Source organism: Nostocoides jenkinsii Ben 74 (genome assembly GCF_001046875.1).
Lineage (GTDB): Bacteria > Actinomycetota > Actinomycetes > Actinomycetales > Dermatophilaceae > Nostocoides_A > Nostocoides_A jenkinsii.
The window spans coordinates 1,114,317-1,127,222 of record NZ_HF571038.1; the positions used below are offsets into that span (position 1 = coordinate 1,114,317).

Here is a 12,906-nt window from a genome sequence, read left to right on the forward strand (position 1 = left end):
TTTGACCGTCCGCACCCTGGAGCCGCCACTGGCCTTACAGTGCCCGCGACGGACCGCCCCTTGACGGGCTCTGAGCCACATGAGCATCATCCGGGACTTCAGCGGCCACTCGCGCTTTGTCGAGCGCGGCGCGCGCCGTCGCGGCATCGATCGTCTGGGCGGCCGACTCGGGTGGCGCGCCGAGAGGCGTGTCGTCGATGACGCGGTAGCGGTCTCGGTAGGCGGCGACCACGCGTGCGGCCTTGCGCCAGGTGGCGGCTCGTCGTCGGTCGTTGGGCGGCGTTCCAAGAGCCTTCGTCCACGGTGCGCACTCGGTCAGGGCGTCGTCGAGTACGGCGTCAGCGCGCGCCTCGATCAGTTCCTCTCGTTCGTCGAGGGCCTCTCGCATCTCGGCGTCGATGACTCCGAGCGCCTCTGGGATGAGGCCGGCGATGAGTCGCGATGGCTTGCGGGTCCGGCCTGATCCTGCGGGACGCGCGGTCGCCCGCTCGACCCGGTAGTGGAGGACAGCGGCGATATCTTCGGCGTCACCAAATCCGCGCACGGCCACGAGGCGCGGCAGGAGGGCATCGACATCGTGATGGTTGGCCTCGCCTCGGCGAAGTTCAGCCGTGAGCGGGCCGAACGCCTCGGACTCGATGACACTCTCGGCCTGTTCGTCGGTGAGCCCGGAACCGCGGACGAGGGTGGCCCAGCGGTCGTGTTGGGCCGCTGCGGCGATGGTCTCGTACTCGGCGGCGAGCTGAGCGATCGAGCCCCACTGCTCCTGCTCGGCCACGATGGTCTCGTGCGCCGAGAGTTCGGCCCCGCTGTGCTGCAGAACGCCGTACAGCACGCTCCGCGCAGTGGCATGTGGGTCATCACCAGGGTGTGGCTGCGCGTGGTCGTCGGCGCGGTCGAGCGTCACGTAGGCGTGGTTTGCGTGCCGTCTTCGGGTCATCGCGACGTAGAAGGTCTCTCTCGTCGAGGTCGGTTCGACGAGGACGTGCGCGGTGTCCGTCGTGACGCCTTGCGCGCGGTACGCGGTGACTGCGTAGCCGAGATCGACATGCTCGGCCACGTACGACGTTGGAAGCACGATACTGCCGCCGAACCTGCGTCCACGCCTGCGAGCCCTGATGGTTCCGTCGTCGCGCACAGTGGTGCCGGTCCCGTAGTCGCGCGCGATGGTGATGGTCCCGTCGTCGCCGACGGCGGTGACGGTCCAGATGTCACCGTTGCGCACCCAGTCCCGCCCGGCCAGGGTGCGGAGGTTCCTGTTGTTCTGTCGCGTGATGATGGTGTCGCCGACGCCTGCGGCGGTGCCGTCGCGCAGCTCGACCTCGCGGTCGGGGTTCAGCGTCTTGTCGAGGATCAGGTCGGCACGGGCGCGACCGTTCAGCGTGGTCACGTCCTCATGGGTCTCGGCGATCAGCACCGAGACGAGTCCGGCGTCCCGGTCGGCGCGCCATGCGTTGTAGGCGGCATCGGTCATGGCCTCGCCGTCGCCGTCGGTGATTCGCTCGTGGCTGAGGTAGGTGTCGATGGCTTGGGTACGTCCGTGGCGTAGCTCGAGTGAGGCGGTCTTCTCCCAGGCGTGTGCGAAGCGGTGAACGTCGACCAGTTCGGGTCTGTCCGCTCTGTCTCTGGCGATCATCGCGAACGCTCCGCCGGCGTCTACGGATTGCAGTTGGGCGTAGTCGCCGACCAGCAGCAGCTTCGCGCCCGCGTCCTGGGCGAGGTGGGTGATGCGGTCCAGGGACAGGGTGCCGGCGAGGGAGGCTTCGTCGATGATGACGAGCTGGCCCGCTTCGAAGGTGGTGCCGTGGATGAGGTGGTTCTGCCACCACTTCGCCGTGTTCTCGGTCGCGATTCCGAGGTCGTCGGCGAGGACCTGTGCGGCGACCGCTGACGGGGCGAGGCCGACGACCGAGCCGGGCCCGTGTTCGGCTTCCCATGCGCGGCGGAGTGCGTTCATGGCGGTGGTCTTGCCCGCCCCGGCGGGGCCGACGAGAACATCGAGGAGGCGTCCTGACACCGCGATGCGGGTCAGGGCGTCGGCTTGGTCGTCGCCGAGCATCCGGCCATCCGCGTCGGGGTTGCGCGTGATCTTCTCGACCGTCGTGAGCGGCACAGTCGGCGCGCTGAGGTTGGCGGCGCGTTCGAGGAGCCTGTCCTCGGCCGCGAGCTGGGACTCGGAGGTGAACACGGTCGAGCTCTTCGGCCGGAACACTGAGGTGCCGTCGGGGCGACGGAACACAACGGGCGAGGTGGCGAGTTCAGGTGGCGTCAGGCGGAGCGAGACGAGCTCGGCGGCGTCGGCGACCATCGCGACGATGGCTTCCCGGTCCTGCATGGTGGCGAACCGCCAGCCCATCGTCTGCCGGGATGCCTCGGCCATGAGATTCCAGCGTCGCCAGGTCGAGCGCTTCTCACCGACCACCTCGACCACTGAACGCCCAATCTCGCCGATCACGTCGAGTGGCACATCGTCCGCGCGCAGGAGGAGCGGCTTGTCGTTGTCGGTGACCTCGCGTGCCCACGTTGTCGCGTCCCGCTCCAGCGTCTTCATGGCGCGCTCCCGCCACTCGGCGGTCAGGTCAGCCAAGGATCGGACCTGCTTCTCGGGGCGGGTGGCGAGTGTGGCTTGGGCTCGGAGTTTCATGATGGCTGCCGGTGTCGGGCGTCGTCCGTGCGCTGCGACGTACTCGGCGATGAGGCGGTCGGTTTCGACATCGATGTGACGGGCGCGTGTGGAGAACTCGGCGATCAGTTCCTCGGGCACTCCGGTGATCGCCCAGGCCGGATTGTGGTCGCGCCCCATCTCTCGGGCCTCCCAGGAGACGCCGAAGGTGCGCGTCATGTGGTCGGCGAACACGGCTTCGTGTAGTTCGGACAGCGCCACAACGGCGGCGTGCATCGGTCTGCCGTCAAGCGAGCGCCATCTTCCGTCGAGGACGGTCTTGGCCTTATTGCTAATGACCACGTGCGTGTGGAGGTGGGGGTCGCCGGCGCGGGAGTCGAAGTGATCGAACGCGGTCGCGATGAGCCCGGTGACATCGACCTGCGCAACCGCGCCGTCCCCGGCGGTTGCACCCGTGCGCGTGGCCGCAACTTCACGCTCCATGAACGCAACCACCTCCGCAACCGCTCGATGATGCGCCTCGCCGATCAGTGCCTGCACTCCGGCATCGGCAACGGCCCACAACACGCTCGCGGACTTCGGGATGGAGAAGGTGAAGTCGAAACCCGCCACCGCACGCCGTGTGCTCCGGGCGGCCTCCTCGGCAACGATCTGCGCGACCGCCTCGCCCTTGGCCCCAGGTGTCAGCGCCGGGTCAAGAGCGGCGATCCGCGCCTCGATCCGCTCTTCCTGGCTCTTGTAGGCCGGGAAGCCCAGTCCGAGCTTGTCGCCAGTGATCGGATCACATCCCGTGCCCATCAGGAGCTGGAGTTGGTCTTCTGATACTCGGTCGCCCACCTGAATCTCGCCCTTGCCGAGGGCCGCTACGCCTGTGCCGAGCCAGCGGCCGGGCGGTGTGCCTTCTTCCATGTAGTAGCGAGTCAGCGGCGTTGAAAGTGGCCTGTTGCCATCGGCTGCCGCGACCGTCTTGAGCAGGTACTTGTAGCCATCACCCGCCGACATCACGCGCATCGAAACCGTCATGCTCACCTCCGCTCCTGCCAGGCAGGTAGGCACCCACAGCCGGTGACTTCTGAAGCGGTGATGCCCGGCTCAACCTCGACCTGCAAGAGGCGTGTGACCTCGGATGGCGGTCGGAGCGAAGGCCGGAGGTGGAGGCGTCGGACGGGACTGCTCGGGTGGCTCGGTTCGAGCGGCGAGCGTGGCGGGGTCGTGCACCTGACAGGTGACCAGCTCGGCATCAGTTCTCGGTGAGGTACGGATGCCGGGGACGACTGTCACCGGAGCGGACTTCATGCACGACCTTGACGCCAGCGGCGATTCAGAACTCAGGATCGGGTCGCTCTTCAGCGGCTACGGCGGGCTCGACCTCGCCGTTGAGCACGTCTTCAACGCCCAGACCGTGTGGTTCTCCGAACTCAGCGAGCCCGTTGCTAGCGTCTTCTCTAGCCACTGGCCCGAGGCTCCGAACCTCGGGGACATCACGGCCATCGGCTGGAGTCGGGTCGAGCCCGTGGACATCCTCATCGGCGGGTTCCCGTGCCAAGACGTGTCCACGGTCGGCAAGCGCGCTGGCCTCGCGCCCGGCACGCGCTCGGGGCTCTGGGCACACATGGCCGCTGCCATCGACGCGCTCCGGCCCGAATGGGTCGTCATCGAGAACGTCCGCGGGCTGCTGTCCTCGCCCGCGATACGGCCACCCGCAGAAGGAGACGACCATGACCGGCGCAACCCGGACGATGCAACCCCCGACGGCGCAGCCCTTCGCAGCATGGAACGCGACCCGTGGCATCTGGGAGACAACGCAGCTCGACCTCTACGGGCTCTCGGCGCCGTTCTCGGCGATCTGGCCGACCTGCGGCTGGATGCGCGATGGATCGGCCTACCGGCTTCCCTTGTCGGCGCTCCTCACCAACGCTTCCGCATCTTCGCCCTCGCCCGGCGCACTGTTCCGCACCCCACTGGCGACGGACTCATCGCGCGGCGGGGAGACTCTCGACCAGGTGCGAGCCAGGCGAGGGACGATCGCGCTGTCCCACCAGATCATCGATTTCGCCCTCCACGGGCCAGCTGGCTCACCGAGCAGGAGAGCCGAATCGGAAACGCTGTGGTCCCTGATCGACGGACTGTTCAGCGCTGGGGACGCTACGCCGACGCTATCGCCCGTTGGGAACACATCACCGGATGCCCCGCGCCCGCGCCAGCCCTCCTGAACGACGCCGACGGCCCCCGCCCGGCACCCGCGTTCGTTGAATGGCTCATGGGCTTGCCCGCAGGCTGGGTCACCGGCACCGACGACCTGACGCAGAACCAGCAGATCACCGCCCTCGGCAACGGCGTACTCCCGCTCCAAGCTGTCTCGGCGCTACGAATGTTGGCCGCGAACAGTGCCTGAGAGGCCACGCCTGGCGGTCGTGGACGAGCGCACAACGGGCGGCGGAGCGGCTCCATGCACACGCCTGCGGCTCAAATCAGGCGACATCGGCAGTTGGGCTCTAGACTTGGCGAAGACCCGGAACAGTCGGAACGACTCAGGCTGCCTGGAACCAAGGATGCTCCGGCGCTGAGGAGGACTGATGGCTGAGCTGCAGGACCGTTGGCTCTCTGTCGACGAGATTTGTCAGCACCTCGGCGTCAGCAGCGACACTGTGTACCGCTGGATCGACCGTTCCGAGATGCCCGCGCACAAGATGGGTCGGAAGTGGAAGTTCAAGCGTGAGCAGGTGGACGCCTGGGTCGAAGCCGGTGGCGCTGCCGCCAACGAGGCGCGCGAGAGGGACACCGACACCGAGGGCAGGGACGGATGACCTCACAACGTCTTAGCATCAGCGCGGTCGACCTGTTCAGCGGAGCGGGCGGGCTGACTCACGGTCTCGCCAAGGCGGGAGTCAACGTCAGGGTCGGCGTGGATGTCGATCCGGCGTGCGAGTACCCCTACACGGCCAATAACAAGGCGAAGTTCCTTCTGAAGTCAGTCGGCGACCTTGAGCCTGGAGACCTTACTTCGTTCTTCCTCCCCGGGAGCGTCCGGCTTCTGGCCGGCTGCGCGCCGTGTCAGACCTTCTCTTCGTACAACCAGAAGGCGTCAACCGAAGATGACCGCTGGTGGCTGCTGAGGCACTTCTCACGCCTCGCCAAGGAGATGCTCCCTGAGCTCGTCACGATGGAAAACGTGCCTGGTCTGCTGGATCACGCCGTCTTCGATGAGTTCGTTGCATCGCTTGAGGAGAGCGGCTATAAGGTTTCCAAGCAGGTCGTCAACTGCCAGGACTACGGCGTACCCCAGCACCGGAATCGCCTTGTGTTGCTGGCGTCACGCATTGGCCCCATCAGCCTCCTCACCCCCGAGCAGTTCAAGACAAAGCCGAGAAGTGTTCGCGACGTGATCGGGGAAGGCAAGGTTCCGGCGCTCGCAGCAGGGACAGCCGACCCGAAGGACCGGCTGCATCAGTGTTCGGGGCTCTCCTCGCTGAACCTGCGTCGAGTCAAGGCATCCAAACCCGGAGGGACGTGGCGTGACTGGCCCGAGGAGTTGGTTGCGGAGTGCCACAAGAAGGAGTCCGGGAAGACGTACCCCGGCGTCTATGGCCGTATGACGTGGGACGATGCTGCCCCGACCATGACGACGCAGTTCTACGGATTCGGCAACGGGCGCTTTGGTCATCCGAGCCAAGACCGCGCGATCTCGTTACGCGAAGGTGCGATTCTTCAGAGCTTCCCACCGAGCTATCAGTTCGTCGCGCCGGATGCTCCAGTCCACATGAAGACCATCGGCAGACTCATCGGCAACGCTGTACCAGTCGCTCTAGGCGAACTGATCGGGAAGAGCATCAAGGCACACGTCAAGGATCATCGCGAGACGCTGCTCAGCCTTCGTGCTGAAGGGCAGCTCGCGTGACGATGACGAGCGCCTTCACGACGCCTATCCCGAACCAGACAGTCCCCGAGCCTGGCCAACTCGTTGAAGTGCGACGCCGGCAGTGGGTTGTTGCCGAGGCGCCAAGCGGCAGCTCGCTACCAGGCGGGCAGCCGCAGCATCTCGTCACTCTTGCCTCGCTCGACGAGGATGCTCTGGGCGAAGAGCTTCAGGTGATCTGGGAACTGGAACCGGGCGCGCGGGTGCTGGACAAGGCCGGGCTTCCTACGATCACAGGTTGGGACTCCAACGATCGGCTGGAGGCTTTTCTCGACGCCGTGCGTTGGGGCGCCGCAACAAACGCCAACCGTTCCTTCCTCCAGGCACCGTTCCGAAGCGGCATCTCAATCGAGGACTACCAGCTCGACCCTTTGGTGCGGGCGATCGACATGGCCAGGGTGAATCTCCTCATCGCTGACGACGTGGGCCTGGGGAAGACCATCGAAGCCGGCTTGGTCGTGCAGGAACTCCTCGTCCGGCATCGAGCGCGGACGGTGCTCGTTGTTTGCCCTGCGAGTCTTCAGGCCAAGTGGCAGACCGAGATGCAGGAGAAGTTCGGGCTGGAGTTCCGAATCGTTGATACCGACTACGTGAAGCAACTACGCCGGAGCAGAGGCATCCAAGCGAACCCCTGGGCGTCGTTCCCTCGTCTCATCACGTCGATGGACTGGGCAAAGAGCGGCGAAGGCCTACGGCTTCTCAAGGATGTCCTGCCTCCGCAGGCGTTCTACCCGCGCAAGTTCGACATCTTGATCGTGGACGAGGCGCATAACGTTGCACCCGCCGCTGCGACTCAGTACGCGCTGGAGAGCCAGCGGACCAGGTTGATTCGGACGCTCGCCCCGCACTTCACTCATCGGCTCTTCCTGACTGCGACGCCACACAACGGCTATCAAGCGTCGTTCACGTCGCTTCTCGAACTGCTTGATGACCAACGCTTCGCGCGCTCTGTCTTGCCCGACGAGCAGCAGCTGCACCGGGTCATGGTGCGTCGCCTCAAGAGCGACATCACCGACGCCGACGGTAACTCGGTGTTCCCTGCGCGGAAGCTCGTTCCTCTCGCCATCGCGTATACCGATGAGGAGCGAGAAGCCCACGCACTGCTCCAACGTTTCATTCTCGACCGCTCGAAGAGCGTCAGCGGGAGTAAGTACGCCTACGGTACTGACTTCGCCCACAAACTCCTCAAGAAGCGCCTCTTCTCCTCGCCGTTGGCCTTTGCGACAACTCTCGCCCGCCACCGAGAGACCTTGAGCCGAGGCCCGCGATCCTCGAAGAGCAGCCCGATGGACGACCGGGTTCTGCGCAAGGCCATTTTGCGAACTGAGGAAGACCAGGCCGACGACTCAGCCTTGGAAGATGCGCAACAAGAGGCGGTGGAGTTGGCGACCGAACTTGCGGCACCGCTCTCCCCGGAACAGCGGGACATGCTGGATCGTCTTACCGCATGGGCGGAGAAGTCACGCAACAGGGCCGACTCCAAGGCCACGGCCATCCTCGACTGGATCGCATCACACCTCAAGAACGACGATGGCCAGTGGAACGACAAGCGCGTCATCCTGTTCACGGAGTACCGAGCGACGCACAGCTGGCTCCAACAGATTCTGGCGAGTCACGGTTACGGCGGCGACCGGCTCGCCTTCCTTCACGGTGACGTTGCGCCCGACGAACGCGAGATCGTCAAGGCTGCATTTCAAGCCGATCCGGCAGTGTCGCCCGTCCGCATTCTGCTGGCCACCGACGCTGCATCTGAGGGGATCGACCTCCAGAACTACTGCAACTACCTCATCCACGTCGAGGTTCCTTGGAATCCCAACGTCATGGAACAGCGCAACGGCCGCATCGACCGGCACGGCCAGAAGCAGGAGGCTGTGTTCATCTGGCACCCTGTCGGTCGCACACACGACGGCAGGGCATTGACGCCGGGCGAGATCGTCGGCGACCACGAGTACCTGATGCGAGCCGCCAGCAAGGTTGAAACCATCCGCGAAGACCTCGGCAGCGTCGGCCCCGTCATCGCCCGCCAGATCGAAGAGATCATGCTCGGACGACGCACCGGATTCGACACGAGCTCCGCAGAAGCCCACGCCGCTCGCGCTCGCCGATTCGTTAGTGCGGAACGGCAACTGCGCGAGCGGATTCAGCGACTGCACAACACGCTCCTGCAAGCGCAGGACGAGTTTCATATGTCTCCCGCGAACGTCGCCCGAGCTGTCGAGGTTGCCCTTGACCTTGCGGAAAAGCCGGCACTGATCCCAAGACACCTGTCGACTGGCTCTGGCTCGACCATCTTCACCGTCCCAGAACTCGCCGGTTCCTGGGGTAAGGCGACGCACGGGCTTGAGCACCCGCACACCAGAGAACGACGCCCCATCACCTTCGACCACGCCGTAGCGAAGGGCAATGACGACGTAGTGTTGGCGCACCTCGGACACCGGCTCGTCCAGATGTGTCTACGGCTCCTGCGTGAAGAAATCTGGAAGGTAGAAGACACCAAGAAGCTCCACCGCGTGACCGTTCGATCCGTGCCTGACAGCCTGATGAGCCAACCAGTGGTACTGCTCTGGTCGCGGCTGGTCGTCACTGGAGGTGACCATCGCAGGCTTCACGAGGAGTTGACCCTTTCCGGTGGGGAACTTGGCCATGATCGCTTCTCCCGCATCCATCAGGTGGGAAGGCGTGAGGAGCTCCTTGAAGCCGCCACGCCGATCGCACCGAGCGACGCACTCTTCTCTGTTCTCAAGCGACGCTTCGAGAACAATGAGCGGGCGATCATGGCGGCTGTCGAGGCCAGGTCGAAGGAGCGCCTAGACAGCTTGGACAAGACCCTGACCGACCGCATGACCCACGACGTTGCAGACCTTGATGCGGTTCTCAGCGAGCTCGAACGAGCGATCACCAAGGAACTCGGGCCGGACGAGGAAGGCAGCGAGCTGTACCTACCCGGACTTTCTCCGCAGGAGATGAATCAGGTAACTAAGGATATTGCGTCGCTCGAAGCGCGTCTCGCCCGCATTCCAGAGGAGCGGCGAGCGGAAGAAGCCGCGATCATGCGGCAGTATGCCGATCCGGTCGCAAGGACGTTCCCAGCAGCCGTCATCTTCCTCGTCCCCGAGTCCATGACAGCGAGGGGGTGAGCACGTGGCCACACCATCGCAACAAGTTGAATGGCTTTCACTCGTCGAGACAAGCGGGCCATTCCTTACCCTGCCGGTGCTCGAGCAAGCCTTTCCCCAAGGGCTTGAATCGATTGAGACACCGCGTCGGCAACGACTTCGCGCCGCCTACTATGAGTGGCGGGATGCCGTTGATGAGGACGACGATCTATTACCTCAGTTACACGACGCTTGGGTGAACCTCGTCCTCACCGAGCTTCTTGAGTTCGACGTGGAGTCTGCGACTCCTGGGTCGGCATGGGTGGGTGACCTCCCGTCGGTCGCGTCGCCTGACGCCGCATCAAGTTTCACTCCGTCGTGGATCATCCATCCCCCCGGCTCGACCCAACCGCGCTCGTTCATCTCGGTCGTCCAGCCAGAAGCGCCCCTCGATTCGGCGGCCAACCCAGATGGCTGGATCGCCAACGAGATTGAGCGCATGACACTCCTATGCCGCGCACACAATGTGCGCGTGGGCATCGTCACCAACGGGGAGTCCTGGGTGCTCGTCAACGCACCGACCGACTCACCTTCCGGGCAGACGACATGGCACGCGCGCTACTGGTTCCAGGAGCCAGCCACGCTCAAGGCCTTCCAGTCGCTCCTCGGAGTGCGCCGCTGCTTCGGCCCGACCGCCGAGACCCTCGAAGCACTCCTCGACGAATCGCTGAAACACCAAGAAGAAGTCACCGACACGCTGGGCGAACAGGTCCGCCGTGCCACTGAGGTCCTGATCCAAGCCCTCGATAAGGCGGACGAGGATCGCAACCGAGAGCTCTTGGACGATGTGGCGCCCGCTCTGCTCTACGAGGCATCCCTCACGGTCATGATGCGCCTTGTGTTCACCCTGTGCGCTGAGGAACGGGGGCTCTTCCTGCTCGGTGACGCTGTGTATGACCAGCACCTCGCGATCTCAACCCTGCGAGGGCAGCTTGCTGAAGATGCAGACCAGTTTGGGGACGAGGTACTCGAACGGCGCTTCGACGCCTGGGCACGCATACTCGCTGCCTTCCGTGCCGTCTACGCTGGAATCGAGCACGAGGACATGCGGTTGCCAGCCATGGGCGGCTCTCTCTTCGATCCTGACCGGTACCCGTTCCTCGAAGGGCGCGGACTCGACACGTCTTGGCTGGACACGCCCGCGCGACCACTGCCGATCGACAACCGCACGGTGCTCTTGCTTCTGAACTCCTTGCAGGTTCTTGAGAGTTCACGCGGGGCGTTGGCCTTGTCTTACCGAGCTCTTGATGTTGAACAGGTTGGACACGTCTATGAGGGTCTGCTCGACCACACAGTAGTTCGGGTTGCGGAGGACACTCTTGGCCTCAGAGGATCCTCGAAAGCGCGATATCCGGCCATCCCACTCTCTGACCTGGAGTCCGCCCGTTTCGCCGGCATCGAGGCTCTCGTCGCAAGGGTCGTGGATGTGACTGGACGTCCTGCCGCGTCCGTCCGAAGTGACCTATCGAGACCCGCGTCGGAGCCCGTACTCGCCCGCATTCACAGCGCAATCCACGGCGATCAGGCGCTGGCGGCGCGTGTTGACCCGTTCGCTAATCTCGTGAGAAATGACGCGTGGGGTAGTGCGATCATCTATCGAGCGCAGTCCTTCATGGTCACCGCCGGAACCGATCGGAAGGAAAGTGGAACTCATTACACCCCGCGGTCGCTGACGGAGCAGATCGTCCATCATTCCCTTGAACCCCTTGTCTATCGTGGACCTGGCGAGGGACGACCACGGACGGACTGGGCACTCAAGTCGCCCGCAGAACTCCTAAACATCAAAGTGTGTGACCCAGCAATGGGGTCGGGTGCCTTCCTCGTTCAAGCATGTCGGTACTTGGCCGAGCGAGTCGTCGAAGCATGGAGCGAATGCGGCGCGGTGGGCAAGTTCATCACGACGGAGGGGGAAGTCCTTGATGAACTCGGGGACGCCGATCCTCTTCCAGCATCACAAGATGAACGAATTATTATCGCTCGGAGGTTGGTTGCGGAGCGTGGTATATACGGCGTCGACATCAATCCCCTCGCCGTCGAGCTGGCGAAGCTCTCGATCTGGCTTGTCACGCTTTCCAAGGCTCAGCCGTTGGCAGGGTCATAGCGTCCAAGCAACAGCCTCCACTGGATCGGGGCTGAAGGCTGGGAGGCTGGACCGGTGGCAGGCACGAGACGGCAGTTGACGATCAAGGACCGGGCGGAGATTTCGGCTGGGTTGAAGGCGGGCTGGAGCCCGGCGCGGATCGCGCGTGACCTGGGCCGGGATCGGTCAGTGATCACCCGGGAGATTGCCCGGAACTCCACCAAGACGTGTGGGTATCGGGTGGTCAGCGCCGACGTGCGGGCCCAACGGCGCCGCGCCCGTCCGCAGCCGCGCAAGGTGGCCGCCGATCCGCTGCTGGGTCAGCGGGTGTTGGCCGATCTGCGGCAGTCTCGCACGCCCCGTCAGATCGCCGGCCGGTTGAAGTTGGAGGCCGAGGACGCCACCGTGGAGGTCATGAAGGGTTCCCTACCGGCCGGTGGCCTGCTGGCTTCGCACGAGGCGATCTACCAGTTCATTTACGCCATGCCCCGCGCCGAGCTGGTCCGCCACGGGGTCTTCCTGCGCTCCAAGCGCACCCAGCGAAAGCCCCGCTCATCGAGCAGGCGCGGGGCCCCGATCGTGGGGATGCGTCCCATCACCGCCCGGGAGAACGAACACCCCGGCAGCGCCGAGCGGAGGGTACCCGGGCACTGGGAAGGCGACCTGATCATCGGCAAGAACGGCGCCAGCGCTGCAGCCACCATGGTCGAGCGGATGTCCCGGTACACCGTGATCGTGGCCCTGCATCACGGCAAGTCCAGCGACGACCTGGCCGAGGTCCTGATCGAGCACGTCAACGCCCTACCCGAAATGATGCGCGCCTCGCTGACTTGGGATCAAGGCAGCGAGATGGCCCGCCACGCCGCGCTGACCGTCGCCACCGACCTGCCGGTGTACTTCGCCGATCCACACAGCCCCTGGCAGCGTCCCAGCAACGAGAACACCAACGGCCTGATCCGTGAGTACATCCCCAAGGGCGAGAACATCCCCGCCCATCAGCCCTACCTGAACTCCATCGCCGAAGAACTCAACGAACGCCCCCGAGCCGTCCTGGGCTACCTCACCCCCCGCGAATCCTTCGAACGACTCCTCCTCGGCCAACCCCACGTTGCTACGACGCCTTGACACCGCC

General features: G+C 64.8%; 7 protein-coding genes. 6 read left to right on the forward strand and 1 reads right to left on the reverse strand.

Features of this window, described 5'->3' with window-relative positions:
• Positions 1-34 precede the first annotated feature (34 nt).
• Positions 35-3,646: a MobF family relaxase gene (gene mobF, locus BN13_RS05180; protein ID WP_084733577.1), complete on the reverse strand. Its 3,612-nt coding sequence runs from the start codon at positions 3,644-3,646 to the stop codon at positions 35-37.
• Between the two features lie 238 nt (positions 3,647-3,884).
• Between mobF and BN13_RS05185 the strand changes: the two genes are divergently transcribed.
• From BN13_RS05185 to BN13_RS05210, 6 genes are all read left to right on the forward strand, one after another.
• A complete protein-coding gene (locus BN13_RS05185) occupies positions 3,885-5,018 on the forward strand; it encodes a DNA cytosine methyltransferase (RefSeq protein ID WP_235433946.1) in 1,134 nt (377 codons plus the stop codon).
• Positions 5,019-5,199: 181 nt separating this feature from the next.
• Positions 5,200-5,430, forward strand: coding sequence for a methylation-associated defense system helix-turn-helix domain-containing protein MAD1 (mads1, locus tag BN13_RS05190; protein WP_048544990.1), 231 nt, complete (start codon positions 5,200-5,202; stop codon positions 5,428-5,430).
• On the forward strand, positions 5,427-6,521 hold the full coding sequence (locus BN13_RS05195; RefSeq protein WP_048544993.1) for a DNA cytosine methyltransferase: 1,095 nt from the start codon (positions 5,427-5,429) through the stop codon (positions 6,519-6,521). The genes mads1 and BN13_RS05195 overlap by 4 nt, the downstream gene beginning before the upstream one ends.
• 2 nt (positions 6,522-6,523) lie before the next feature.
• On the forward strand, positions 6,524-9,676 hold the full coding sequence (gene drmD / locus BN13_RS05200; RefSeq protein WP_048544995.1) for a DISARM system SNF2-like helicase DrmD: 3,153 nt from the start codon (positions 6,524-6,526) through the stop codon (positions 9,674-9,676).
• Positions 9,677-9,680: 4 nt separating this feature from the next.
• The gene (locus BN13_RS05205) at positions 9,681-11,795 is read left to right on the forward strand and encodes a DNA methyltransferase (RefSeq protein WP_048548904.1); all 2,115 of its coding nucleotides are present in this window, start codon (positions 9,681-9,683) and stop codon (positions 11,793-11,795) included.
• 54 nt (positions 11,796-11,849) lie between these two features.
• Complete coding sequence (locus tag BN13_RS05210; protein ID WP_235433932.1) at positions 11,850-12,899, forward strand: IS30 family transposase; 1,050 nt, start codon at positions 11,850-11,852, stop codon at positions 12,897-12,899.
• Positions 12,900-12,906: the final 7 nt, after the last annotated feature.